A 23949-nucleotide genomic window follows, 5' to 3' on the forward strand; every position below is an offset into this window, starting at 1 on the left:
ACTCATGCGTTCCGCACGGTCGGTTGCTGACGGTTGTGACTGTCGCCGCCCGCTCCCGGGTGGCACCGTCGTCTTCGTCGCCGACCGAGGGAGCAGGTGTGATCAAGGGCTACGCCGCCTTCTGCGACGCGGACCGCCACTTCTACGACGCGCCGTACCGGCTGTCCGCCGAGGGCACCGACCGCCGGGGCGCGTTGTACGGGGCGGCGCTCGCGCCCGTACCCGAAGGGTGGCGCCGGCACCGCAGCGGTGACTGGCTGGCCCTGCGCCCCGTCGACGCCACGCTGCCCGCACAGGGCTGGAAGATCCACGTATCGGCGTGCCTGGACAATGCCGAAACGATTCTCTCGCGGGTCATGGACTACTGCCTCGCCCGGGGCGTCGCCTTCAAGTTCGTCCCGAGCCGGTACCTGCTGCACACCCGCAACGCCAAGTACGCCGACCGCGCCGCCAGCGGCAAGTTCATCACCGTCTACCCGGCCGGCGACGAGCAGTGCCACCGGATCGCCGACGACCTGGCGGCGCTGCTCGCCGGTGAGCCGGGCCCGTACATCCTCAGCGACCTCCGCTGGGGAGACGGCCCCGTGTACGTCCGCTACGGCAGCTTCACCCAGCGGCACTGCTACGGCGACAACGGCGAACTGTGCCCGGCCGTCGAGCACCCCGACGGGCGGCTCGTCCCCGATCTCCGGGGACCCGTCTTCCAGTTGCCCGACTGGGTCGAGCCGCCCGCCTTCCTCAAACCCCACCTCGACGCCCGGGCCGCCGTGACGGTCACCGACATCCCGTACACCATCGACAGCGCCCTGCACTTCTCCAACGGCGGGGGAGTGTACGTCGGCCACGACCGCCGCACCGGCGAGAAGGTCGTCCTCAAGGAAGCCCGCCCGCACGCCGGCCTCGCCGCCGACGGCGCCGACGCGGTGACCCGGCTGCGGCGCGAACGGACCGCGCTGGAACGACTCGCCGGGCTGCCGTACACGCCCGACGTGCGCGGCACGTTCGTGCTCGGCGACCACCACTTCCTGGCGATGGAGTTCCTGGAGGGCAAGCCCCTCAACACCTTCTTCGCCCGCCGCCACCCGCTCATCGAGGCCGACCCGACACCGGAGTCCCTCGCGGAGTACACCGATTGGGCGCTGCGCATCCACCGCCTGGTGGAGGAAGCCGTCGACGCCGTGCACGCGCGCGGAGTGGTCTTCAACGACCTGCACCTGTTCAACATCATGGTGTCCGAGGACGAGACGTCCGTGGCGCTCCTTGACTTCGAGGCTGCCGCCCACATCGACGAGGGCCGCCGCCAGACCGTCGCCAACCCGGCGTTCGTCGCACCGCCCGACCGGCGCGGGTTCGCCGTCGACCGGTACGCGCTCGCGTGCCTGCGGATCGCCCTGTTCATGCCGCTGACCAGCCTGTTCCCGCTGGACCCCGGCAAGGCCCGGCACCTCGCCGACATCGCGGCCGCGCACTTCCCCGTACCGCGCGCCTTCCTCGACGAGGCGGTCGAGGAGATCGCGGGGCGCTCCGCGAGCGGGCCCTACTTACCCGTCGAGCCCGGCGACTGGCCGCGCAGCCGCGACTCCATGGCGAGCGCCGTGCTCGCCTCCGCCACACCGGAACGCGAGGACCGGTACTTCCCCGGGGACATCGCCCAGTTCGCCTCCGCGGGCGGCGGACTGTCCTTCGGATACGGCACCGCCGGCGTGCTGTACGCCCTCGACGGGACCGGCGCGGGGCGGTGCCCGGAAGCCGAGGAGTGGCTGCTGCGCCGCACCAAGGAACCCGAATCCGGCACCCCCATCGGCTTCTACGACGGGCTGGCCGGCGTCGCCTGGACGCTGGACCGCCTCGGCCACCCCGAACGGGCCCTGGAACTCGCCGAACCGACCCTCCAGCGGCCCTGGGAGGGCATCGCGCCCGACCTGCACAGCGGCCTCGCGGGCGTCGGCCTCGCCCTGGACGCCCTCGGGATGCGGGACGCCGCCCTCCGCTGCGCCGACCTGGTCGCGGGCGCCCTCCCCGGCATCTCGCGCGCCGGGCTGCTGTACGGCGCGTCCGGCCCCGCCCTGCTCTTCCTCCGCCTGTACGAACGCACCGGCGACACCGGGCTCCTCGACCTGGCCGCCGACGCGCTCCGGCGCGACCTGGCCCGCTGCGTCACCAGCGCGGGCGGCACGCTCCAGGTCGACGAGGGGTGGCGGACGATGCCGTACCTCGGCGCCGGGAGCGTCGGCATCGGGATGGTCCTCGACGACTACGCCGCCCACCGCGACGACGCGGACTTCGACCGGGCGCGCCGCGAGATCGTGCGGGCCGCCCAGGCCACGTTCTACGCCCAGCCCGGGCTGTTCCGGGGCGCGGCCGGCATGGTGCTGTACCTCAGCCGCACCACCGCGCCCGGCCCGGGCACCGCCCCCTCCGACGTACGGCGCCAGATCGACGCCCTCGCCCGGCACGCCGTGCCGTACCAGGGCCATCTGGCCTTCCCCGGCGAGCAGATGATGCGGCTGTCCATGGACCTCGCCACGGGCACCGCCGGCTGTCTCCTCGCCCTCGGCAGCGCCGCGTCCGACGACCGCGCGCACCTGCCGTTCCTCCCGCCGCTCCGGCGGCCCATGAGCCGGCCCCAGCCAGGGGCCGAGACAGAGCACACCGTCCCCATGAAGGAAAGGAACCGATCATGACGCTTCTCGACCTGCAGTCGATGGAGACCCCGAAGGAAGAGGCCACGGGCGACATCGCCACGGGCAGCCGCGCGAGCCTGCTCCTCTGCGGTGACAGCAGCCTGAGCGTCACCACCTGTAACTGACCCGCCCGGTCGCGCGGTGCCGAATGCCGCGCGGCCGCACGGATCACCCGGTCCCGGGCGGCTCACCCCGCCCGGGACCGTCCACATCCCGCTCCAGGAGGACACGGCCCATGACCTCCCCGTCCCCGGAAGCCGACCCGGCACCGGCGCCCGGTACCGCGGAGGCGAGCGGCCCCACGCACGGTCCCGGTCCCGCCCCGGCGGACCCGCCGGGTTCCACACCCGGGCACGGCCATGGGCGCGACCCCGACGGTGGCGGGCATGGAGGCGCCGGGTCCGGGGGTGAACCCGACGGTGGCGGGCATGGAGGCGCCGGGCCCGGGGGTGAACCCGACGGCGGGGCCGACGACCGGCACCGTACCGGCCGGATTCTGTGGGGCGCCGCCCGGCACAGCGGAGGCCGTGCCGGGGCCATCCTGGTCTGCTCGCTGGGCGCCGCGCTGGCCGCCCTCGCCGAGCCGGCCGTCCTCGGCCGGAGCCTCGACCTGCTGCTCGCCCAGTCGGCCGACGCGCCGCGCTGGGTCGCCCTGTGCGCCGCGGTGATCGCCGCCGAGGTGGTCCTCGACGCGATGGTGGCCCTGCTGACCGGCACCACCAACGCCCGGTCCACCGCCTGGCTCCGCCGCCGCGCCCTCACCCGCCTGCTCGCCGCCGCCCCGCACCACGCGGCGGCCCGCTTCGCGCCCGGCGACCTCGCCACCCGGCTCACGGCCAACGCCACCGAGGCCGGCACCGTGCCGGCGACCGCGGCGGGCGCGCTCGCCACGGTCCTCCCGCCCCTCGGGGCGCTGGTCGCGCTGCTGGTCATCGACGCGTGGACGGCGGCCGCCTTCCTGGCCGGCGTCCCGCTGCTGGCCCTGCTGCTGAGGGCCTTCGCCCGCAGCTCCTCCGACACCGTCTCGCGCTACCAGCGCGCGCAGTCCGCCATGGCGGACCGGCTCGTCGAGGCGCTGGCCGGCGCCCGGACGATCGCCGCCGCCGGGACCGCCGCCCACGAACAGCGGCGCATCCTCGCCACGCTGCCCGAACTCGCCATCCAGGGGCGGACGATGTGGCACGTCTACGGGCGGGCCGTCGCCCGCAGCGGCGTCCTCATGCCCCTCCTGGTGTGCGTCGTCCTCGCCGTCGGCGGCGCCCGGCTCGCGTCCGGCGCCCTGGGCGTCGGCGAACTGGTGGCCGCCTCGCGGTACGCCGCACTCGCCGCCGGTGTCGGCGCGGTCGCCGCGGCCCTCGGCGCCCTGGTGCGCGGCCGCGCCGCCGCCCGCCGCACCGGCGAACTCCTCGCGCTCCCGGCGGTACCGCACGGCGGGGATGCCCTGCCCGCCGGCGCCGCGGGCACGCTCGAACTGCGCGGCGTCACCGTCGTACGGGACGGGACGGCCGTGCTGCGCGGCGTCGACCTGCTCGTACCCGGCGGGGCCACCGCCGCCGTGGTGGGCCGGTCGGGCGCGGGCAAGTCGCTGCTCGCCGCCGTCGCGGGCCGGCTCACCGACCCCGACGAGGGGTGCGTCCTCCTCGACGGCGTACGCCTGGACCGCGTCGAGCCCGGGGAGCTGCGCGGGGAGGTCGGCTACGCCTTCAGCAGGCCCTCCCTGTTCGGTACGACGGTCGGCGACACCATCGCGTTCGGCGCCGACCCGGCCACGACGAGCGCCGTCCGGGCCGCCGCGCGGGCGGCCGGTGCCGACGGGTTCGTCGAGCGGCTGCCGGCCGGCTACGACACGCCCCTCGCCGACGCGCCGCTCTCCGGCGGCGAGCTGCAACGCCTGGGGCTCGCCCGGGCGTTCGCGCACGCGGGGCGGCTGCTGATCCTCGACGACGCCATGTCGGGCCTGGACACGGTCACCCAGCGGCAGGTCGAGCGGGCGCTGGCCCACGACGTCCGGCCGGGTACCCGGCTGGTCGTCGCCCACCGGCTCTCCTCCGCCGCCCGGGCGGACCTGGTGGTGTGGCTGGACGACGGCCGGGTACGGGCCGTCGGGCCGCACCGCGCGCTGTGGCGCGACCCGGCGTACCGGGCGGTATTCGCGGCGGCGGAAGCCACGGCCACGGGAACGGACGGCGCATGACGGCACGTCAGGCCCTGTCCGAAGGACGGCGTTTCCTGCTGCGGCGCAGGCGGGACGTGCTGCGCCTGGCCGCCTGGTCGCTGCTGGAGTCGGCGCACACCTTCCTCGGCGGGTACGGGGTGGCCCGCGCGCTGGACGACGGGTTCCTCGCCGGCCGCACGGACGTCGGCCTGCTGTGGCTGGCCGTGGCCGCCGCCGGCACCCTCCTGGGCGGGCTCGCCGTACGCGGGGTGTTCGCCGGGCTCGCGGGCCTGGTCGAGCCGTTGCGGGACGGGTTGGTCCGCCGGGCGGTGGCCCAGGCCCTCGCCACGGCGGTGGCCGACCCGGCACGCGCCGAGAGCGCGGCCGGCGCCGCCGCCGTGTCCCGGCTCACCCACCAGACCGAGATCGCCCGCGACAGTTTCGCCGGGCTCGTCCTGACCGCCCGCTCCTTCGTCTTCACCGCCCTCGGCGCGCTTCTCGGCATGGCCACCCTGGAACCCGCGCTGACCCTCGTCGTCCTGCCGCCGCTCCTGCTCGGACTGGGGTTGTTCCTGGCCACCCTCGCCCCCATGGCCGCCGTGCAACGCGCCTTCCTCGACACGGACGAGGCGCTGTCGGACCGGGTGGGCGCGGTCGGTGCCGGCCTGCGGGACGTGGTGGCGTGCGGCGGCGAGCGGCACGTCGCCGCGGACGTGCGGCAGTTGGTCGAAGCCGAGGCCCGACTGTCCCGCCGCCTGGCCCGCTGGGCCGCCGTCCGCACGCTCGCCCTGGGCGCGGCGGGCCGGCTGCCCGTGGTCGCGCTGCTGGCGGCCACCCCGTGGCTGCTGCGGGGCGGGGTGACGACAGGCGCCCTGCTCGGCGCGGTCACCTACCTCGTACAGGCGCTGCTGCCGGCCCTCGACGCGCTGATGACCGCGTTCGGGACGGCCGGTACGCGGCTGCTGGTGGTCCTGGACCGCTTCCTCGACGAGCCGGCCGAGCCCCCGGCGCCGGCGCACGCACCGGTGAAACGGCCCCCCATCCTTCTGCGCCGCGTCCCGCCCGCCGCCGAGCTGCGGGGCGTCACCTTCGCCTACGGCCCCGGGGCGCGACCGGTGCTGGACGGCCTCGACCTCGTCGTCGAACCGGGGGAGCACCTCGCCGTCGTGGGCCCGAGCGGCATCGGCAAGTCCACCCTGACCGCGCTGCTCGCCGGGCTCCTGGCCCCGACCGCCGGCACGGTCGCCGTGACCGGCGCACCCGCGCTGCTGCCCCAGCGGGCGTACGTCTTCACCGGCACCGTCCTGGACAACCTCCGCTACCTCCGCCCCGACGCCACACCCGACCAGGTCCGGCGGGCCGTCGAGGCGCTCGGGCTCGCCCCGCTCGTGCGGCGTCTCGGCGGCCCGGACGCGGTGATCGACCCGGGCCGCCTGTCGCACGGCGAGCGGCAGAGGCTGGCGCTCGGCCGCGCCTACCTGGCGCCCGCCCCGCTGCTCCTCCTCGACGAGGCGACCTGCCACCTGGACCCCGACACCGAGGAGCACGCCGAGCGGGCCCTCGCCGCCCGGCCCGGCGCCCTGGTCGTCGTCGCCCACCGCATCCCGTCCGCCGTACGGGCCGACCGGGTCCTGGTGCTGGACGGGGACCGCGCCCAGTGCGCCCCGCACGACGAACTGCTCACAAGGTCGCGGCTCTACCGGGACCTCGTCGGCCTCTGGCACCCCGACGCGGCCTGAACCGCGCGTTCCTTGCAGAGTTCCCTACACCCACCCGGCGCCCTGCGAGATACGGATCGCGTCGATCCGGTTGCGTGCGCCGACCTTCCGGGTGGCCGACGCCATGTAGTTGCGCACCGTCCCGTTCGACAGGTGCAGGCCCCGCGCGATCTCCGCGATCGACTCCCCCTCCGCCGCCCGGGCCAGCACGCTCAGCTCGCGTGCCGTCAGCGGCATTCTGGACGCCTCCAGGAACCCGAAGGCGAGCGACTCGTCCACGAACCGCTCGCCCTCGGCGACCTTCCGGATCGCCCGCACCAGCCGCTGCGGCGAACCGTGCTTGTCCACGAAACCCAGCGCCCGCGCCTCGAACGCCCGGCGCAGCGCCCCTGGCCGGCCCGCCGACGCCAGCACCAGGAGCGCCGCCCGCGCGCCCAGCGCCGCCCGGTCCCCCTCCGCCCCGCCGTCCAGGAGCGCCGCCGCCCCCGGACAGTCCAGGTCCACCACGCACACGTCCGGCCGTAAGGACTCCGCGTGCCTGCTCGCGGTACGCCAGCCGGCCGAGAACACGTCGAACGCCCCCTCCGATTTCAGCAGCGCCACCAGCGCCGACCGCAGCAGACCCGCGCTGTGCAGGACAAGCACCCTGGTCATGCCCCATCCCCTCCCTGTCGTCCGCCCAGGCGCTCACGCCGGGCTTCCGTATGGTCACCCATGCGGCTTCCCCGGGCGGCGGCGGAGGAACATTGCCCCGGTACGTTCGGGGGCGCGCGTCCCATCGGTCCGAGCGCCCCCCTTGCGCCGCCGTGCGCGTACGCGTGCGCCCCGGCGTCATGGGGCGCGGTCGCGTGGTGGGAAGGCCCGCGTCCACGGAAAATGGCTGGGTACGTGAGGAGGGTGAAGCCCATGACCCACACGGCCGGCCGCAGCGCGGCCCCGGACGACGAGCTCGCGCTGCCCACCGTGCGTTCGCTCCACGACCTCGGCGAGCTGGTGAAACGCCGGGGGTCCCTCTACGTCCGCTGGTCCCGGGGACCGGCCCGCGACCTGGACGCCACCCGCAGCGTCGACGAACTCACCGGGATCCCGATGCCCGGCCTGTCAGCGAACCCGCTCCAGGTCGAGACCTGGTGGGGCGACCGCCCCCTCCGCCTGTGGGTGGCCCGCCGGCTGTACGACTACTGCCACCTGCGCCGCGACCGGGACGGCGACGTACGCCCCTGGACGCTGCACGGCCGCGAGGTCGGCCGGGGCCCGGACAACGAACCGCTCCTGACCGACATCGTGCCGGTGAGCTGGATCGACCTGGCGGTCATCGACGAGGCCGAGGCGGAGGTGGCCCGCCAGCGCCGCCCCTGGGGCCCCATGCGCCGCTGACGCCCGCCCCGCGCCGCCCGCCCCGCCCCGCGCCGTCCGCCCCCCGCCACCGGGTCGCGCCGGCGGGCGGTGGCGGTGTGTGGGCCGTACGCGGTACCGCGCGGCACCGTGCGGCGCGGCGGCTTGGAGGCGCGCCCGCGCGGAGGTGCCCTGAGCGTGCGTGTGCCCGCACCAGGAGCCCCGGGAGTACGAGATGTCCCTCCGCGCCATCGCCGCCGCAGCCGTCCTCCTCGCCCTCACCGCGGCCGTCCCCGTCCACGCGGACACCCCCGACGGCGACCGCGACCGCGAGCCCGATCGCGGCAAGGGCCTCTTCCTCACCGTCTCGGGCGGCGGCGAGAGCTGGATCCGTGGCGTGCGGCTGCACTGCTCGCCCCGGCCCCGCGGCCCCCACCCCGACGCCGAGGGCGCCTGCGCGGCCCTCGACACGGCGCGCGGCGACCTCGACCGGCTGCGCGGTGACCAGCATCCCTGCACCAAGAGGTTCGACCCGGTCACCGCCCGGGCCGTCGGGGAGTGGCACGGCCTCCGCATCGACTGGCGCGGGACCTACCCGAACGCGTGCGTCCTGGACACCGAGACCGACCCGGTCTTCCGCTTCTGAGCGATCTTCCGAGCGAGCGCGGCGCGCGCATGGGCATGGACGTGTCAACATCATCGTCCTAGCGTCACCGCATGCCGACCACGATCCGGCGGCGCCGGGCCACTGTGCTCGCCGCGGCCTGCATCGCCGCAGCCTGCCTCGCCTCGGCGCCGGTGCTGACCGGCGTGCGGTCCGACGGGATCCCGCTCGCCCCCGGTCACCGGCTCGTGCCCGGCTACACGGGCGCCGCCGCCACGCCCCGACCGGTCCCCGGCGACGGCCCGCCGCAGCATCCGCACCTCGCGCCCAACGGCCGCAGCGGCATGCACGCGGACGCGGCGGGCAGTGGCACGTACCCCTGGAGCGGCCCGCTGGGGCGGTCGCCCGTCGTGCGCAGCCGCGCCATGGCCGCGCTGGGCGGGGAGTGCGCCACCGTCACCTTCGACCGTGCCGGGCGTATCGTCACCGTCTGCGGCACGTTCTCGGGGTTCGTCGTCAGACTGCTGCACCCCTCGTCGCTGGCCACGCTCGCCGAGTACGCGCTGCCCCAGCGCCCGTCCACCGTCGAGGCCATCACCCGGCTGGACTTCTCCCGGATCTTCAAGGACACCTCCGGCGGGGCGTACGCGTACCTCGACGACCGGGACCGCCTGGTGCTCGCCGACTCCCGCCACCACATCGTGCGCCTGGCGCACACCCGGGGCCCGGACGGGTCATGGCGGTTCACCGTCGACGCGGACTGGGACCTGACGGCGCACGTCCCGCACGACTGCGTCACGTGGACCAACCTCCGCCCCAGCGGCGACTGCGACCCCGTGACGTCGGTGATGCCCGACTGGGACGGCCGCATCTGGTGGGTGACCCGCCAGGGGCGGGTGGGCACCCTCGACCCCGCCGACGGGACCGTACGGTGCATGCGGCTGGCCGGGGAGGAGATCCAGAACTCCTTCTCCGTCGCCGAGGACGGCGTCTGGATCGTCTCCGACCACGCGCTCCACAGCTTCCGGGCCCGGCCCGACGGCACTCCGGAGGTGGTGTGGCGTGAGGAATACGACCGCGGCAGCGGCGCCAAACCGGGCTCGGTCAACCGGGGTTCGGGCACCACGCCCGACCTGTTCGGCGCGGGTGGACGGCGGTATGTGGCGATCACCGACAACGCGGACGACCGGATGAACGTCCTCGTCTACCGGCGCGACGCCGCCGCACCGGACGACCGCCGGCTGGTGTGCGCGGTGCCGGTGTTCACCCACGGCCGGTCCACCACCGACAACTCCCTCGTCTCCTGGGGAAACAGCCTGGTCGTCGAGAACAACTACGGCTACGAGAACGTCACGTCGCTCCTCTTCGGCCGCGGTGTGACCGGCGGCGTGACCCGGGTGGACGTACGCGCCGACGGCAGCGGCTGCGACACCGTCTGGGAGAGCCCGGTCCGCTCGCCCTCGACGGTCCCGAAACTGTCCACCGCCAACGGCCTGCTGTACCTCTACGGCAAGGACCCGCATCCGCTCGGCATCGACGCCTGGTACCTGACGGCCCTCGACTTCCACACGGGCGAGGAACGCTGGCGCCGACTCACCGGCACGGGCGCGCTGTACGACAACAACTGGGCCCCCATCACCCTGGGACCGGACGGCACGGCCTACGTCGGCGTCTTCAACGGCCTGGTCGCGGTACGCGACGGTACGCACGGACGGTAGGCACGGCAGAAGGGCCGGTCCCGCTCGGCCAGCCGGTCACGCGGGCCCGCCGAACGCAGGACGACGTCCAGCGCCCGGCCGGGATCGGCGGCGTAGCAGTTGCTGAACCACGCCATGTTCGCCTCGACCACCGCCCAGCCCTCGGCCCCTCCGGGCTCGGTGGCCGTCACCAGGCCGACGTCCACGACCACCGCGCCGGGCAGCGTGTCCCCGAGGTCGCCGAGGAGCCCCTCCGCGAAGTCCAGGACGGCCGCGCGGTGCCGGTGGCCGTCCAGCGGCGCCGTATCGAGCCGGCCGAACGTGGCGTACTGCGAGCCGGTGCGCACTTCCCCGTCCAGGACGAACAGCCGGAACTCCACCTCCCAGGTGACCACGTCGCTGATCAGCACCGGAGTGTCCGCCGGCAGCCCGGAGCCCCCGCCGGGCAGCCGGCCGCCGTCGGCGTGGACCGCCGCGGGGAAGCTCTTGTCGCTCGGCGGCTTGACGAACGCGGGCCGCGTCAGCCCGCGGGCCTCACCCAGCGTGGCCTCGGTGATGTTGCGGAGGGTGTACGCGTACGGCAGCGCCGCCGGCCAGTCGTCGGCGGGCTCCAGCAGCGCGACCGCGAGGTCCTCCACGACCCGGCCGGCGAACAGCGGCCCGCCGTAGTAATGCACGCCGCCCGAGCGCCAGGGCTCCCCGCTGCCCGCGCCGCCATCGGCGGGGAGCACCTCGACCCGCATGCCGCGGCGCCGCGCGGCGGCCGACAGCAGCTCCCCGGTCGAGGTGCGCTGCGGCGACAGGGCGAGGACTCCGTACTCGTTCATGACCGGCGACCCTGCCACCACCGAGGGCGGAAGGGCCACGGGATTTCCAGCCGCCCTGACAGTGCGTGGCCGCGACGTCACGACCGGCGAACGGGTGGGCCCGGGCGCGGCTCATGTGTCGCGCGTGGCGGCCATCCCGATCGTGACCAGCCCGAGCACCACCCAGCCGAACCACAGCCAGCCGTTGCTGCCGAGCGCCACCGTGTACGCCGTCGTCACCACCAGCGCCCCGATGGTGAGCCCACCCATCGTCTTCGTGGAACCGGACATGCGCGTCCTCCTCATGGCGGCCGTACCGCCATGGTCGCCCCTGGGAGGGCCACCGCGCTACTGCCCGGCGACTGCCCGCCCGGCCGCTGCCCGCCCGGCGACCACCGTCCGGGCCGCTGTCGCCCGCGCCGCCCCGACCCGCGCCGCTACCGTCCGCGCGCCTGGAGCGAGGCCAGGTAGGCGTTGTACGCCTCCAGCTCCTTGTCGCCGTCCCGGTCGGCCTGCCGGTCCTTGCGGACCGCGTGGCGCTGCTCGGACCGGTACCACTGGTACACCAGCGCGATCAGCACCAGCACGGACGGGATCTCGCTGAACGCCCAGGCGATGCCGCCCGCCGCGTTCTGGTCGGACAGCGCGTCGATGCCGAGCGAGGCCGGCGGGTTCTCGTACGCCTTGACCATCGGCTCCGTCGCCATCATCAGCGCGATGCCGAAGAAGGCGTGGAACGGCATGCCCGCGAACAGCTCCAGCATCCGCATCACATAGCCGGGCCGGTGCGGCCCCGGGTCCACGCCCATGATCGGCCAGAAGAAGACCAGGCCGACCGCCAGGAAGTGCACCATCATCGCGATGTGCCCCGGCTTGGAGCTCATCAGGAAGTCGAACAGCGGAGTGAAGTACAGGCCGTACAGGCTCGCGATGAACAGCGGGATCGTGAACACCGGGTGCGTGACGATCCTCATGTAGCGGCTGTGCAGCAGCGCCAGCAGCAGCTCGCGCGGCCCCTTGGCGCCACGCCGGGACGCCACCGGAAGCGCGCGCAGCGCGAGCGTCACCGGCGCGCCGAGCAGCAGCAGGATCGGCGAGAGCATGCTGATGACCATGTGCTGGACCATGTGCACGCTGAACATGACCATGCCGTAGTCGTTCAGCCTGGTGCACATCACCAGCGCCACGGTCAGCACGCCGACGACGAAGAAGACGGTCCGGCCGGCCGGCCAGGCGTCGCCGCGCCGGCGCAGCCGGGCGACGCCCCACCCGTACAGGCCGAGGGCCAGCAGGCAGCCGACGAGGAAGAAGGTGTCCGGGGAGAACGCGAGCGCCCGCTCCAGGCTGAACGGCGGCAGATCCATGGGCATGTCGTGCATACCGTGCCCGCTGTGATCCATCCGCCGGCTCCTGATTCGTTTCGTGCTGGGTTGTCCGCTTGCGGGGTCCAGAGTAGAACCGCCCCCGATCGCGACTGCGACCGGGGGCGGTTCATTCAGTACAAAACATTCAGCACAAGGCGGAAATCACAGGACGGTCTCGGCCTCGTCGTACCGCTCCGACGGCACCGTCTTCAGCGTCTCCACCGCCTGGGCCAGCGGCACCATGACGATGTCCGTGCCGCGCAGCGCGGTCAGCATGCCGAACTCGCCCCGGTGCGCCGCCTCCACCGCGTGCCAGCCGAACCGCGTCGCCAGGACCCGGTCGTACGCGGTCGGCGTCCCGCCCCGCTGGACGTGGCCGAGGATCACCGCGCGGGCCTCCTTGCCGAGCCGGTGCTCCAGCTCGCCGGCGAGCTGCTGGGCCACGCCCGCGAACCGCTCGTGGCCGTAGATGTCCTTGCCGCCCTCGTTGAACTCCATCGTGCCCGCGCGCGGCTTGGCGCCCTCCGCGACCACGACGATCGCGAACTTCTTGCCCGCCTCGAAGCGCGCCCCGACCCGGGCGGTCAGCTCGTCGATGTCGAAGGGGCGCTCGGGGACGACGATCGCGTGCGCACCGGCGGCCATGCCGGAGTGCAGCGCGATCCAGCCGGTGTGGCGGCCCATGACCTCCACGATCAGCACGCGCTGGTGGGACTCGGCGGTGGTCTTCAGCCGGTCCAGGGCCTCCGTGGCGACCCCGACGGCCGTGTCGAAACCGAAGGTGACGTCGGTCGACGCGATGTCGTTGTCGATGGTCTTCGGTACGCCGACGATCGGCAGCCCGGCCTGGGAGAGCAGGTTGGCCGCCTTGAGGGTGCCCTCGCCGCCGATCGGGATGATCGCGTCGAGGCCGAGGTCGGCGACGTGCCCCTTGGCGCGCTCGACGCCGTCCACGAGGTGCGCCGGCTGGACGCGGGAGGAGCCGAGGATGGTGCCGCCGCGGGCGAGGATGCCGGCCACGGCGTCCAGGTCGAGCTTGCGGTAGTCGGCCTCCAGGAGGCCCTTCCAGCCGTCGTGGAAGCCGATGACCTCGTCCCCGTGGTCGACGACGGCGCGGTGCACGACGGAACGGATGACGGCGTTCAGACCGGGGCAGTCGCCGCCGGAGGTGAGCACACCAATGCGCATAGCCCGAAATACCTTTGCAACGTGGGCCGACTCCCGGACCACGTCGTCCGGTTGGATCCCCGCCACCCTACCGACAATGGGTGACGGGGCCGAAACGAGCGTCCGACTACTGGACGGTAGTCATACGAACCGACAAAACCTGTGGACCGACGGTCCGTCAGGCCGGCTGCGAGGCCGCCGCGATGCGCTCCGCGCGCAGCGCCTCGTACCACCGGTCGTCGGTCGGCGGCAGCGCGTTCACATCGAGGGCCAGCTTCAGCAGCAGGTCCGCGATCTGCGGATTGCGCGCCATGACCGGTCCGTGCATGTACGTCCCGAAAACGGTGTCGTTGTACGCACCCTCGGTGCCGTCCCCGGTGCCGTTGCCGTTGCCGAACACGGTCCGGGCGAACGGGCGGGCCGTCGGACCGAGGTGGGTGACGCCCTGGTGGTTCTCGAACCCCGTGAGCTGGGGCAGGCCCAGGCGCGGGTCGATGTCCGCCAGCACGTCGCCGACACAGCGGGCGCCCTCGCCGCGCGTGGAGATCACGTCGATCAGGCCGAGGCCCGGCTCCCGCTCCCCGAGGTCGTTGATGAACTCGTGGCCCAGGATCTGGTACCCGGCACACACCGAGAAGATGATGGCGCCGTTCTCGGCCGCCCGGTTCAGCCCGCCGTCGCGGCGCAGCCGCTCGGCCGCCAGCCGCTGCGGCCGGTCCTCGCCGCCACCGATCAGGTAGATGTCACCGGACGTCGGGATGGGCTGGTCGCTGCGCACGTCCACCCGCTGCACGTCCAGGCCCCGCTGGCGGGCGCGCCGCTCCACCACGAGGGCGTTGCCCTGGTCTCCGTACGTACTGAGCAGGTCCGGGTAGACCCACACGAGACGCAGACTGCTGTCGCTCATGCTCATGTCCTTCTGGGGGTCAGTTGCCGACGCGGCGGCGGACGTCCTGGAACGCGGTGTAGTTGGCGATCAGCTCGATCCGCCCGGGCGGGGAGAGCTGCACCGCCTCGTCGACGGTCTCGCAGACCCGGAAGTCCAGGCCCGCGACCTCCAGCCGCACGGCCAGGTCCAGCCGGCGGTCGCCGATCACCACGATCGGGTGCCCGGCCAGCCGCGTGTAGTCGACGTCCCAGAGCCAGGAGGTGTCCGTGCCGTCCGCGCCACGGGCGTTGACGGACAGGATCACCGGCGTCGGCGGTGGATCGATGAGCGAAAACGTTTCGAGCCAGCCCGCCGGGTTCTTCGCCAGCAGCAGCCGCAGCTCGCGGCCCTGGAAGTTCACCACGTCGTACCGGCCGGCCACCGCCTGCACCTGGTACATGCGCTCCAGCGCGACCTGCGGCGGCACGCCGAACACGGCGGCGACGGCGGCGGAGGTCGCGGCGTTCGCCCGGTTGGCGCGGCCGGGGAGCTGGAGGTGGATCGGCCAGGCCGAGCCGTGCGGGTCCAGCACGTGGTCGCCGCTGAGCGCCCAGCTCGGGGCGGGGCGGCGGAAGCCGCACTCGCCGCAGAACCAGTCGTCGCCGGGGCGCTGCATCACACCGCCGCAGGCGGGGCAGGACCAGGCGTCGTCCTTCCACTCCTGACCGGCCGCCACCCACACGACATTGGGGGAGGAGGACGCGGCCCAGACGACGAGCGGGTCGTCGGCGTTGGCGATGACGACCGCCTTGCTGCCGGACAGGCCCTCGCGCCACTTCTCGGCGAGCATCCGCGTCTCGGCGGCGCGGTCGAGCTGGTCGCGGGAGAGGTTGAGCAGCGCGATCGCCTTGGGCGCCACGTCGCGCGCGACGCCGGCGAGGTACTTCTCGTCGACCTCGATCACGCCGTACTTGGCGTCCGAGCCGCCCGCGAGGGCGGAGGTGATGCCCGCGGGCATGTTCGCGCCGAGCGCGTTCGAGACGACCGGGCCACTGGCCCGCAGCGCCTCGGCGATCAGCCGGGTGGTGGTGGTCTTGCCGTTGGTCGCCGACACCAGGACGACGTCCAGATGCTGCGCGAGCCGCCCCAGCAGTTCGGGGTCGAGCTTGAGCGCCACCCGGCCGCCGATCACCGATCCGCTGCCGCGTCCCGCCGCGCGAGACACCGCCGCTGCGGCCTTGCCTGCCGTCACGGCCAGCTTGGCGCGCGGCGACAGCGGCTCCGAGTTGCCTGCCATCGTCCTTGTTCCTCCTAGCGTGGGTCCGGGCTCAGCCTATCGAGATCCGGCCGGACGCCCGAACCGCGCCACCTGCCGAAACCATCCGGCGTGGGTGGAACGTACGCTGGGCGCCATGCGAAACCGGACGATCCCCGGCAGTTCCGGCCAGGTACGAGCCATGACCCTGCTCGGTGACCCGGTCCTGCACACCCCCTGCGAGCCCGTCACCGACTTCGGCCCGTCCCTGTCCCGGCTCATCGAGGACATGTTCGCCACGATGTACGCCGCCGAGGGCGTCGGCCTCGCGGCGAACCAGATCGGCGTCGGTTTGCGGGTCTTCGTCTACGACTGCCCCGACGACGAGGACGTCCGCCACCTCGGCCACATCGTCAACCCGCGCCTCCTGGAGGCGGACGGGGTCACCGTGCGCGGCGCGGAGGGCTGCCTGTCCCTGCCGGGCATCGAGGCGGGCACGGAACGCTTCGACCGCGCGGTGGTGGAGGGCGTCGACCTGCTGGGCACCCCGGTGCGCGTCGAGGGCACCGGCTTCTTCGCCCGCTGCCTCCAGCACGAGTGCGACCACCTGGAGGGCATGGTCTACCCGGACCGCCTCTCCGGCTGGCGCCGCGCGAAGGCGCTCCGCGCGGCACGCCGGGCGAAGTGGGCGCGGGGCGCCTGACGGCCGCCCCTTCCCGAACCGGGGCCTCGCCCCGGACCCCGTACGCGCTTCGCGCGTGTCCTCCAACGCCGGACGGGCTTGAATCGTCAGAACCCCGGGCCGCCCACCCGGTCGTCGACCTGCTCCAGCCGCCCCCACAGCAGGTCCGCCAGCCCCCGTACCAACTCCGCCCGCGTACAGGGGCGTTCGCCGAGCCACCAGTCGCCCGCCGCGTGCATCATGCCGACGATGCCGTGGCCCCAGACGCGGGCCATCGCCTCGCTGCCCGGTCCCAGGTCGACGCGCTCGGCGATCACCTGCGCGAGCTCCTCGCCCATCCGGCGCAGCACGGGCGCCGAGTGGCGGCCGATGTCGAAGCCCTGCTCGGACTGCTGGCCGGTGGCGGTCTCCTCCGAGGGGTGCATCAGGAACCGGTACACCTGCGGGCGGGCCTCGATCGCGGCCAGGTAGGTGTCGAGCGTCGCCTCCACCCGCTCACGCCGGTCGGCGGGCGCGTCGAGCGCGGCGCGCAGAGCGGACAGCAGGGCGTCCGTGTGGCGCTTGGCCAGCGCCCGGTACAGGCCGCCCTTGTCGCCGAAGTGGCGGTAGAGGATCGGCTTGGTGATGCCGGCCTCGGCGGCGATGGCGTTCATGGACGCCTGCGGCCCGTCGCGGAGGACCACGCGGTCGGCGGCCTCGAGCAGTTCGCGTCGCCGCTGGTCGGCCGACCGCTGCTGGTCGGTCCGGTGTGTGGTCTCCATAGCGTGTCTCCCCGCCCGTGCGATGTCCTTAAGACCTGCGCAACGTAACACCCGCCCCGCAGGCGCTGCTGGTTGACAGCGGCTACTTACCAGTAACAGACTGCGGTTACCGCAAGTAACACGCCGGGAGGGAACATGGCCGAGTTCACGTTTGAACTCAACGACGACCAGAAGCAGGTCCGTGACTGGCTGCACGGCTTCGCCAAGGACGTGATCCGACCGGCCGCCTCGGAGTGGGACGAGCGCGAGGAGACCCCCTGGCCGATCATCCAGGAAGCCGCCAAGGTCGGCATCTACTCCCTCGACTTCTACGCCCAGCAGTTCTTCGACCCCACCGGCCTCGGCATCCCCATGGCCATGGAGGAGCTGTTCTGGGGCGACGCGGGCATCGCCCTGTCCATCGTCGGCACGGGCCTGGCGGCCGTCGGCGTCCTCGCCAACGGCACCGAGGAACAGATCGGCACCTGGATCCCGCAGATGTACGGCGACCCCGACGACGTCAAGGTCGCCGCCTTCTGCTCCTCCGAACCCGACGCCGGCTCGGACGTCGCCGCCATGCGTACCCGCGCGGTGTACGACCAGGCCAAGGACGAGTGGGTGCTCAACGGCACCAAGACCTGGGCCACCAACGGCGGCATAGCCAACGTCCACGTCGTCGTCGCCGTCGTCGACCCCGAGCTCGGCTCCAAGGGCCACGCGTCCTTCATCATCCCGCCGGACACCCCCGGCCTCTCCCAGGGCCAGAAGTTCAAGAAGCACGGCATCCGCGCCTCCCACACCGCTGAGGTCGTCCTGGAGGACGTCCGGGTCCCCGGCTCCTGCCTCCTCGGCGGCAAGGAGAAGCTCGACGAGCGCCTCGCCCGCGCCCGCGAGAAGGCCAAGGCGGGCGGCGAACGCGTCAAGAACGCCGCCATGGCCACCTTCGAGGCGTCCCGCCCCGCCGTCGGCGCCATGGCCGTGGGCACCGCCCGCGCCGCGTACGAAGTGGCCCTCGACTACGCCAAGACGCGCGTCCAGTTCGGCCGCCCCATCATCGACAACCAGGGCGTCGCCTTCCAGCTCGCCGACATGCGCACCCAGATCGACGCGGCCCGCCTCCTCGTCTGGCGCGCCTCCTGGATGGCCACCACCGGCAAGCCCTTCACCTCCGCCGAGGGCTCGATGTCCAAGCTCTACGCCAGCGAGGTCGCCAAGAAGGTCACGGCCCAGGCCGTCCAGATCCTCGGTGGCAACGGCTTCACCCGCGAGTACCCGGTGGAGCGGATGCACCGCGACGCCGCGATCTACACCATCTTCGAAGGCACCAGCGAGGTCCAGCGCCTCGTCATCGCCCGCACCCTCTCGGGCATGCCGATCCGCTGACGCCGCGCCCGGGCCGGAGACGGGGCGCCTCCCCCGTGTGAGGCGCCCCGCCCGTACCCGTGAGCTCACTTCACCGAACCCGCCATCACCCCCTGCACGAAGTGCCGCTGGAAGGCGAAGAAGACCGCCACCGGCACGATCAGGGAGAGGAAGGCGCCCGGTGCCAGGACGTCGATGTTGCTGCCGAACTGCCTGACCTGGGACTGGAGTTCCACCGTCAGCGGCTGCGAGGAGCTGTCGGCGAAGAGCAGGGCGACCAGCATGTCGTTCCACACCCACAGGAACTGGAAGATCGCCAGGCTCGCGATGGCCGGGCGGCCCACCGGCAGGACGAGTTGGGTGAAGATGCGCCACTCGCCACCGCCGTCCATCCGCGCCGCCTCCAGCATCTCGCGCGGGATGTCGGCGAAGTAATTGCGCAGCAGGAAGATCGCGAACGGCAGCCCGTACGCGACGTGGAACAGCACCACGCCCGGGATCGTGCCGAACAGGCCCAGTTGGCCGAAGAGCTTGGCGACCGGGAGCAGGCCCACCTGGACCGGGACCACGAGGAGGGCCACGACCAGGAGGAAGATCCAGTCCCGGCCGGGGAACTCCAGCCAGGCGAAGGCGTATCCGGCGAGGGCCGCGACGACCACGACGAGGACGGTGGTGGGCACGGAGATCAGCACGGTGTTCCAGAACGCCCGCGTGATGCCCGCGTTGCCCAGCAGCGCCGTGTAGTTGTCGAACGAGAGCTGGGCCGGGCTGGTCAGGGCCGTCCACCAGCCGCTCGCCGCGTTGTCGTTGGCCGAGCGCAGCGAGGAGAGCAGCAGCCCGGCCACCGGGGTGATCCAGACGAGGCCGACGACCACCAGGAACGCCTGGACCAGGCCGCTGGACAGCCAGCGGCGCAGCCGGCCGCCGGGTGGCCGGACGGGGGCCGGGCGGGCGGACGGCGCGGGCGGGGCGGCCGGTTTCGACGGGGGCGCGGTGACGGTCGCGCTCATGACTGGCTCCTGCGGAAGCGGCGGACGTTGAACACCATGGCCGGGATCACCAGCAGCAGGAGCAGCACACCGAGCGCACTGCCCAGCCCCTGGTTGTTGCCGCCGCCGAAGGAGACCAGCCACATCTGGGTGGCCAGCACGGTGGCGTCCTCCTGGACCGGCCCGGGCGCGATGATGTAGATCAGGTCGAAGACCTTCATCACATTGATCACCAGCGTCACGAAGACGACCGTCAGCACGGGCGCCAGCAGCGGCACGGTGATCCGGCGGAACACCTGCCACTCGCTCGCCCCGTCCATCCGGGCCGCCTCCAGCGCGTCACGCGGCAGCGACGACAGCCCGGCGCCGATGAGCACCATGGCGAAGCCGGTCCAGATCCACAGGTAGGCGCCGATGATCGCCGGGGTGACCAGCGCCGGGCCGAGCCAGGAGACGCCCTCGTAGGGCGGCGCGAAGTTCGCCGCGGGCAGCCGCACGGTGTACGCACCGTCCGTGAGGCCGGCGAAGCGGAACGAACCGTCCGCCGCCGTCGTCGCCGTGGCGACCGCCTTGCCGTCCCGGACGGCCTCCACCGCCATCCCGGGCAGCCCGCGCTCGGCCGGGTCGATCACGCCTGGCCGCCCCCCGCCGCCGGGCGTGAAGTCCAGGTAGACGACACCGCCCAGCTCGTCCGCGCCCGCCTTCGCCGGGGACGCCGACTTCGCCCCGGCCGGCACCTCCTTGGGCGGTATGCCGACGAGGCCGAGGGCCACCGTCCGCCCGGGGGAGACGGGGTCGGTGGCGCGGTACGAGCCGTCCGGCGCGCGTTCCAGGCCCTGACCGTCCCGGGCCCGGGCCGCCGGGTACGAGGACGTGTCCTTGAAGGCGTCGTGCACCGTGACGACGGCCGCGTTGAGGACACCCTTGTCGGGGTCCTCCTCGTAGGCGAGCCGGAAGATGATGCCCGCCGCCAGGAAGGAGACGGCCATCGGCATGAACAGCAGCAGCTTGAACGCGGTGGCCCAGCGGACCTTCTCCACCAGCACGGCGAGGATCAGCCCGAGCCCGGTGAGCAGCGTCGGGGCGACGACCACCCAGATGGCGCTGTTGCGGATGGCGGTGAGGGTGGCGGGGTCGCGGAACATCTCCGCGTAGTTCTCCCCGCCGACGAACCGGGTCCCGGCCGCGTCGAAGAAGCTGCGGCCGACCGAGAACAGGACCGGGTAGACGACCAGCGCGCCGAGGAGCAGCAGCGCCGGCAGGACGAAGGCCACGGCGATGGTCCGCCGGCGGCGCTGGGCGCGCCGCCGGGGACTCGCGGCCCCCACGGGAGTGGTGAGGGTGGTCATGGTCGTCAGCCCTTGTACGCCTTGGCCGCCGCGGCTTCCAGCGCCGCCGCGGTGGCCGCCGGGTCCGACGGGTCGCGCAGGAAGTCCTGGAGCAGCTTCCACTCGCCCACGCCCTTGGTGCCGCCGAAGGAGGCCGGCGCCTGGTCGGACATGTCGAAGCGCACCGAGTTGCCCGCGTCGATCAGGGACTTGGCCGTCTTGCGCAGCGTGTCGTCACCGTACGAGGCGAGGTCCAGCTTGTTGTTGGGGGACAGGAAGCCGCCCGCCTCCGCCCACACGGCGGCCGCCTCGGGCGTCGCCAGGTAGTCCAGGAACGCCTCCGCGGCCTTCTGGTTCTTGCCGTCCTTGAGGACGACGGCCGCGTCACCGCCGCTGACGACGGGGGCCTTGCCTCCCGCGACCGCGGGGAAGGGGAAGAAGGTGGCGTCCTGGCCGATCTTCTTCCCGAACTGGTCCTTGGCTATCCCGGCGACGAAGTCGCCCTCGTACACCATGGCGGCCTCGGGGTCGGGGCCGAAGACCTTCTCCACGGAGCCGGGGAAGTCGGTGCTCAGCGCGCCCTTCTGGCCGCCCGCGATCAGTTGCTTGTCGGAGAACAGTTGCCCGAGAGTGGTCAGGGCCTTCACCACGGTCGGGTCGGTCCACTTGATCTCGTGCTTGGCGAGCTTGTCGTACATCTCGGGACCGGCCTGGGACAGGTAGACGTTCTCGAACCAGTCGGTGAGCGTCCAGCCGTCCTCACCGGCGACCGCGAACGCCGGCAGGCCGGAGTCGGAGACGGTCTGCCCGTTCTTCAGCATCTCCTCGTACGTCTTCGGCGGCTTGACGCCCGCCTGCTCGAACGCCTCCGGGCTGTACCAGACGGTCGACTTGTGGGCGGCCTTGAAGTACAGGCCGTACAGCTTGCCGTCGACCGAGCCGTACTCCGACCAGACGGGCGCGAAGTTGGTGTGGACGGTGTTGACCGTCTTGTCGGGGAGCGGCTTGAGCCAGCCCTTCTTCGCGAACTGCTGGAGCACGCCGACCTGGGGGACCATCACCACGTCGGGGGCGTTGCCGCCCTCGATCTTGCTGCCGACGACCGTCGAGACGTTGTCACCGGTCGAGGTGAACTGGGTCTTGGCGCCGGTCTTCTCGGTGAAGGCGTCCAGGACCTTCTGGAAGTTCTTCTGCTCGGCGCCGGACCAGACACCGGCCACGCTGAGGGTCTGGCCGCTGAGGTCCTTGCTCCCGCCGCCCGCGCTCACGGGGCCGCCGCCGCAGGCGGTCGCCCCGAGGGCCAGGGCCAGCGCCGAACAGCACGCCATCGCCATCCGTCGTCGCGTCATCATCGTGATACCTCCGAGGTGGTGTGGTCACCGGTCCACCAGGCGGCGGTGGAACCGGGCAGTACGCCGGCCGGGCAAGGGCCGCTGGACAGCAGGGGAGCGCCGGAGACCGGTGCGGGCACCGGGTCGGCGGTGAAGTTCACGGCGCAGATGAGCCCTTCGCCGCGCTCGAAGACCAGGACACCGGGCGGCGAGTCCAGCCAGCGCATGGTGCCCTCGCCCAACTGGGGCAGCCCGCGCCGCAGTTGCAGGCCCTCGCGGTACAGGTGCCAGAACGAGCGCGTGTCGGCGAGCGCCCGGTCGGTGGCGTGCTCGGCGAACCAGCCGGGCTGCGGCAGCCACGGCTTGGCGCTCTCGGCGCCGGTGCTGAACCCGAACGGCGAGGCGTGCCCCGACCACGGCAGGGGTACGCGGCAGCCGTCACGGATGCGGGCCCGGCTGCCGGTGCGCCGGAATATCGGGTCGGTGAGCACCTCGTCGGGCAGGTCCACCACCTCGGGCAGGCCCAGCTCCTCGCCCTGGTAGATGTACGCGGCGCCGGGCAGCGCCAGCATCAGCAGCGCGGCGGCCCGCGCCCGGGCGGCGCCCAGGCCGCTGCCCTCGGTGCCGGACTCGCCGTACCGGGTCACCGTGCGCACCTGGTCGTGGTTGTTGAGCACCCAGGTGACGGTGGAGCCGGTGCCCGCGATGTCCCGGATCGCCTCGTCGATGACCGTACGGAAGGTGCCGGCGTCCCAGGGGGCGCTCAGCAGGTCGAAGAAGAACGCCTGGTGCAGCTCGTCGGGGCGGACGTACTTGGCGTGCTCGCGGGCGGTCGGTACGGAGACCTCGCCGACGAGCAGCCGTTCGCGGCCGTCGCGGGCCGTGTACTCCTCGCACACCGCGCGCCAGTGCCGCCACACGTCGTGCACCTCGGGCTGGTTCCAGGCGAGCGGGTTGACCGAGTCGCGGGTGCGGGCGTCGGCCTCGGGGTCGGGGGAGTCCGGCAGGTCGGGGTGCTTGTACAGCCCGGCGGCCACGTCGATGCGGAAGCCGTCGACGCCCCGGTCCAGCCAGAAGCGGAGCACGTGGTCGAAGTGGGCGGCCACCTCGGGGTTGCGCCAGTTCAGGTCCGGCTGCTCGGGCGTGAACATGTGCAGGTACCACTGGCCGGGCGTGCCGTCCTGCTCGGTCACGCGGCTCCAGGCCGGGCCGCCGAACATGGCGTGCCAGTTGTTCGGCGGCACGTCCCCGCCCGGGCCGCGGCCCTCGGCGAAGTGGAACCGGGCACGGGCCTCGCTGCCGGGGGCGGAGGCGAGCGCCTCGCGGAACCAGGCGTGCTCGCTGGAGCAGTGGTTGGGGACGATGTCCAGCAGCACCTTGATGCCGAGCCGGTGGGCGTCGGCCACCAGCCGGCCGAACTCGTCCAGGTCGCCGAAGACGGGGTCCACGTCGCAGTAGTCGGCGACGTCGTAGCCGTGGTCGGCCTGCGGTGACGGGTAGAAGGGGCTCAGCCAGATGCCGTCGACGCCGAGCTTCTTCAGGTACGGCAGGCCGGCCCGGACCCCGGCGAGGTCGCCGATGCCGTCGCCGGTGCTGTCCAGGAAGCTGCGGACGTACACCTGATAGATCACCGCGTCGCGCCACCAGGGGTGGGCGGACCGGTGCGTGAGGTGCTGCGAGAGGCCGTCGTCGGCCGGAGCTGTGAGCATCACCCGTTGACCTGTTTCTTCGTGAAGGGGTGCGCGCCATCCAGAGCGGGTAGCGGTTATGCATGCATGTTAAGTAGGCATGACGAGAGGGTGTCAACGATGGTGCAGAAAACAGCGGAAGTTGGCGGCTTATGTCCAGGTATATCCCATGGATC

21 protein-coding genes are annotated in these 23949 nt (G+C 73.2%); 9 read left to right on the top strand and 12 right to left on the bottom strand.

The window, feature by feature from the left end; genetic code table 11:
* Positions 1 to 98: 98 nt before the first annotated feature.
* The 4 genes from lanKC (at position 99) to AB0J57_RS05270 (ending at position 6578) form a co-directional block, all read left to right on the top strand.
* A complete protein-coding gene (lanKC, locus tag AB0J57_RS05255; RefSeq protein WP_366126619.1) occupies positions 99 to 2684 on the top strand; it encodes a class III lanthionine synthetase LanKC in 2586 nt (861 codons plus the stop codon).
* Complete coding sequence (locus AB0J57_RS05260; RefSeq protein ID WP_073755677.1) at positions 2681 to 2809, top strand: SapB/AmfS family lanthipeptide; 129 nt, start codon at positions 2681 to 2683, stop codon at positions 2807 to 2809. The genes lanKC and AB0J57_RS05260 overlap by 4 nt, the downstream gene beginning before the upstream one ends.
* Positions 2810 to 2919: 110 nt before the next feature.
* Positions 2920 to 4878: an ABC transporter ATP-binding protein gene (locus AB0J57_RS05265; protein WP_366126620.1), complete on the top strand. Its 1959-nt coding sequence runs from the start codon at positions 2920 to 2922 to the stop codon at positions 4876 to 4878.
* Positions 4875 to 6578 carry an ABC transporter ATP-binding protein gene (locus tag AB0J57_RS05270; protein ID WP_366126621.1) on the top strand — a complete coding sequence of 568 codons (1704 nt, stop codon included), beginning with the start codon at positions 4875 to 4877 and terminating at the stop codon, positions 6576 to 6578. The genes AB0J57_RS05265 and AB0J57_RS05270 overlap by 4 nt, the downstream gene beginning before the upstream one ends.
* 24 nt (positions 6579 to 6602) lie before the next feature.
* Here AB0J57_RS05270 and AB0J57_RS05275 read toward each other — a convergent pair whose 3' ends face one another.
* Complete coding sequence (locus tag AB0J57_RS05275) at positions 6603 to 7211, bottom strand: response regulator transcription factor (protein WP_366126623.1); 609 nt, start codon at positions 7209 to 7211, stop codon at positions 6603 to 6605.
* A gap of 252 nt (positions 7212 to 7463) precedes the next feature.
* On the opposite strand from AB0J57_RS05275, the gene AB0J57_RS05280 reads away from it, so the two are divergent.
* The 3 genes from AB0J57_RS05280 to AB0J57_RS05290 all read left to right on the top strand — a co-directional run bounded on the left by AB0J57_RS05280 (position 7464) and on the right by AB0J57_RS05290 (position 10214).
* Positions 7464 to 7934: a DUF6098 family protein gene (locus AB0J57_RS05280; RefSeq protein ID WP_366126624.1), complete on the top strand. Its 471-nt coding sequence runs from the start codon at positions 7464 to 7466 to the stop codon at positions 7932 to 7934.
* Between the two features lie 193 nt (positions 7935 to 8127).
* Entirely contained in the window at positions 8128 to 8538 is a 411-nt protein-coding gene (locus AB0J57_RS05285; protein ID WP_366126625.1) for an SSI family serine proteinase inhibitor, read from the top strand.
* Positions 8539 to 8609: 71 nt separating this feature from the next.
* Entirely contained in the window at positions 8610 to 10214 is a 1605-nt protein-coding gene (locus AB0J57_RS05290) for a hypothetical protein (RefSeq protein ID WP_366126626.1), read from the top strand.
* On the opposite strand, the gene AB0J57_RS05295 is transcribed toward AB0J57_RS05290, so the two are convergent.
* The 6 genes from AB0J57_RS05295 to AB0J57_RS05320 all read right to left on the bottom strand — a co-directional run bounded on the left by AB0J57_RS05295 (position 10157) and on the right by AB0J57_RS05320 (position 15695).
* Complete coding sequence (locus AB0J57_RS05295) at positions 10157 to 11020, bottom strand: ATP-grasp domain-containing protein (protein WP_366126627.1); 864 nt, start codon at positions 11018 to 11020, stop codon at positions 10157 to 10159. The two genes, AB0J57_RS05290 and AB0J57_RS05295, sit on opposite strands and share 58 nt — an antisense overlap.
* Positions 11021 to 11131: 111 nt before the next feature.
* Positions 11132 to 11290 (bottom strand): hypothetical protein, encoded by a 159-nt coding sequence (locus AB0J57_RS05300; RefSeq protein WP_179166440.1) that lies wholly within the window; start codon positions 11288 to 11290, stop codon positions 11132 to 11134.
* 146 nt (positions 11291 to 11436) lie between these two features.
* A complete protein-coding gene (locus AB0J57_RS05305) occupies positions 11437 to 12399 on the bottom strand; it encodes a cytochrome c oxidase assembly protein (RefSeq protein ID WP_366126628.1) in 963 nt (320 codons plus the stop codon).
* Between the two features lie 126 nt (positions 12400 to 12525).
* Positions 12526 to 13551: a 6-phosphofructokinase gene (locus AB0J57_RS05310; protein WP_366126629.1), complete on the bottom strand. Its 1026-nt coding sequence runs from the start codon at positions 13549 to 13551 to the stop codon at positions 12526 to 12528.
* A gap of 157 nt (positions 13552 to 13708) precedes the next feature.
* Complete coding sequence (locus AB0J57_RS05315; RefSeq protein ID WP_064067135.1) at positions 13709 to 14437, bottom strand: type 1 glutamine amidotransferase; 729 nt, start codon at positions 14435 to 14437, stop codon at positions 13709 to 13711.
* A gap of 19 nt (positions 14438 to 14456) precedes the next feature.
* Positions 14457 to 15695 (bottom strand): MurT ligase domain-containing protein, encoded by a 1239-nt coding sequence (locus AB0J57_RS05320; protein WP_366126630.1) that lies wholly within the window; start codon positions 15693 to 15695, stop codon positions 14457 to 14459.
* A gap of 115 nt (positions 15696 to 15810) precedes the next feature.
* On the opposite strand from AB0J57_RS05320, the gene def reads away from it, so the two are divergent.
* Entirely contained in the window at positions 15811 to 16356 is a 546-nt protein-coding gene (gene def, locus AB0J57_RS05325) for a peptide deformylase (protein ID WP_366126631.1), read from the top strand.
* Positions 16357 to 16442: 86 nt separating this feature from the next.
* Here def and AB0J57_RS05330 read toward each other — a convergent pair whose 3' ends face one another.
* Complete coding sequence (locus AB0J57_RS05330; protein ID WP_366126632.1) at positions 16443 to 17096, bottom strand: TetR family transcriptional regulator; 654 nt, start codon at positions 17094 to 17096, stop codon at positions 16443 to 16445.
* A 135-nt stretch (positions 17097 to 17231) separates the two neighbouring features.
* On the opposite strand from AB0J57_RS05330, the gene AB0J57_RS05335 reads away from it, so the two are divergent.
* Positions 17232 to 18458 carry an acyl-CoA dehydrogenase family protein gene (locus AB0J57_RS05335; protein ID WP_366126633.1) on the top strand — a complete coding sequence of 409 codons (1227 nt, stop codon included), beginning with the start codon at positions 17232 to 17234 and terminating at the stop codon, positions 18456 to 18458.
* A gap of 65 nt (positions 18459 to 18523) precedes the next feature.
* On the opposite strand, the gene AB0J57_RS05340 is transcribed toward AB0J57_RS05335, so the two are convergent.
* From AB0J57_RS05340 to AB0J57_RS05355, 4 genes are read right to left on the bottom strand one after another with little or no spacing between them, the layout of a single operon-like run.
* On the bottom strand, positions 18524 to 19447 hold the full coding sequence (locus tag AB0J57_RS05340) for a carbohydrate ABC transporter permease (RefSeq protein ID WP_366126634.1): 924 nt from the start codon (positions 19445 to 19447) through the stop codon (positions 18524 to 18526).
* Entirely contained in the window at positions 19444 to 20775 is a 1332-nt protein-coding gene (locus AB0J57_RS05345) for a sugar ABC transporter permease (RefSeq protein ID WP_366126635.1), read from the bottom strand. The genes AB0J57_RS05340 and AB0J57_RS05345 overlap by 4 nt, the downstream gene beginning before the upstream one ends.
* 5 nt (positions 20776 to 20780) lie before the next feature.
* On the bottom strand, positions 20781 to 22103 hold the full coding sequence (locus AB0J57_RS05350; protein WP_366126636.1) for an ABC transporter substrate-binding protein: 1323 nt from the start codon (positions 22101 to 22103) through the stop codon (positions 20781 to 20783).
* Positions 22103 to 23794, bottom strand: a complete 1692-nt coding sequence (locus AB0J57_RS05355; RefSeq protein WP_366126637.1) for a glycoside hydrolase family 13 protein — start codon at positions 23792 to 23794, stop codon at positions 22103 to 22105. Before AB0J57_RS05355 ends, AB0J57_RS05350 begins: the two co-directional genes overlap by 1 nt.
* Positions 23795 to 23949 lie beyond the last annotated feature (155 nt).

This window comes from Streptomyces sp. NPDC049837 (assembly GCF_040674455.1).
In the GTDB taxonomy this organism is placed as follows: domain Bacteria; phylum Actinomycetota; class Actinomycetes; order Streptomycetales; family Streptomycetaceae; genus Streptomyces.

What these genes read in the sequence shown, in the direction of transcription:
- AB0J57_RS05260 (WP_073755677.1), top strand. Translation starts at nt 2,681, where the DNA reads ATGACGCTTCTCGACCTGCAGTCGATGGAGACCCCGAAGGAAGAGGCC.
- AB0J57_RS05265 (WP_366126620.1), top strand. Translation starts at nt 2,920, where the DNA reads ATGACCTCCCCGTCCCCGGAAGCCGACCCGGCACCGGCGCCCGGTACC.
- AB0J57_RS05270 (WP_366126621.1), top strand. Translation starts at nt 4,875, where the DNA reads ATGACGGCACGTCAGGCCCTGTCCGAAGGACGGCGTTTCCTGCTGCGG.
- AB0J57_RS05275 (WP_366126623.1), bottom strand. Translation starts at nt 7,211, where the DNA reads ATGACCAGGGTGCTTGTCCTGCACAGCGCGGGTCTGCTGCGGTCGGCG.
- AB0J57_RS05280 (WP_366126624.1), top strand. Translation starts at nt 7,464, where the DNA reads ATGACCCACACGGCCGGCCGCAGCGCGGCCCCGGACGACGAGCTCGCG.
- AB0J57_RS05285 (WP_366126625.1), top strand. Translation starts at nt 8,128, where the DNA reads ATGTCCCTCCGCGCCATCGCCGCCGCAGCCGTCCTCCTCGCCCTCACC.
- AB0J57_RS05290 (WP_366126626.1), top strand. Translation starts at nt 8,610, where the DNA reads ATGCCGACCACGATCCGGCGGCGCCGGGCCACTGTGCTCGCCGCGGCC.
- AB0J57_RS05295 (WP_366126627.1), bottom strand. Translation starts at nt 11,020, where the DNA reads ATGAACGAGTACGGAGTCCTCGCCCTGTCGCCGCAGCGCACCTCGACC.
- AB0J57_RS05300 (WP_179166440.1), bottom strand. Translation starts at nt 11,290, where the DNA reads ATGTCCGGTTCCACGAAGACGATGGGTGGGCTCACCATCGGGGCGCTG.
- AB0J57_RS05305 (WP_366126628.1), bottom strand. Translation starts at nt 12,399, where the DNA reads ATGGATCACAGCGGGCACGGTATGCACGACATGCCCATGGATCTGCCG.
- AB0J57_RS05310 (WP_366126629.1), bottom strand. Translation starts at nt 13,551, where the DNA reads ATGCGCATTGGTGTGCTCACCTCCGGCGGCGACTGCCCCGGTCTGAAC.
- AB0J57_RS05315 (WP_064067135.1), bottom strand. Translation starts at nt 14,437, where the DNA reads ATGAGCGACAGCAGTCTGCGTCTCGTGTGGGTCTACCCGGACCTGCTC.
- AB0J57_RS05320 (WP_366126630.1), bottom strand. Translation starts at nt 15,695, where the DNA reads ATGGCAGGCAACTCGGAGCCGCTGTCGCCGCGCGCCAAGCTGGCCGTG.
- def (WP_366126631.1), top strand. Translation starts at nt 15,811, where the DNA reads ATGCGAAACCGGACGATCCCCGGCAGTTCCGGCCAGGTACGAGCCATG.
- AB0J57_RS05330 (WP_366126632.1), bottom strand. Translation starts at nt 17,096, where the DNA reads ATGGAGACCACACACCGGACCGACCAGCAGCGGTCGGCCGACCAGCGG.
- AB0J57_RS05335 (WP_366126633.1), top strand. Translation starts at nt 17,232, where the DNA reads ATGGCCGAGTTCACGTTTGAACTCAACGACGACCAGAAGCAGGTCCGT.
- AB0J57_RS05340 (WP_366126634.1), bottom strand. Translation starts at nt 19,447, where the DNA reads ATGAGCGCGACCGTCACCGCGCCCCCGTCGAAACCGGCCGCCCCGCCC.
- AB0J57_RS05345 (WP_366126635.1), bottom strand. Translation starts at nt 20,775, where the DNA reads ATGACCACCCTCACCACTCCCGTGGGGGCCGCGAGTCCCCGGCGGCGC.
- AB0J57_RS05350 (WP_366126636.1), bottom strand. Translation starts at nt 22,103, where the DNA reads ATGACGCGACGACGGATGGCGATGGCGTGCTGTTCGGCGCTGGCCCTG.
- AB0J57_RS05355 (WP_366126637.1), bottom strand. Translation starts at nt 23,794, where the DNA reads ATGCTCACAGCTCCGGCCGACGACGGCCTCTCGCAGCACCTCACGCAC.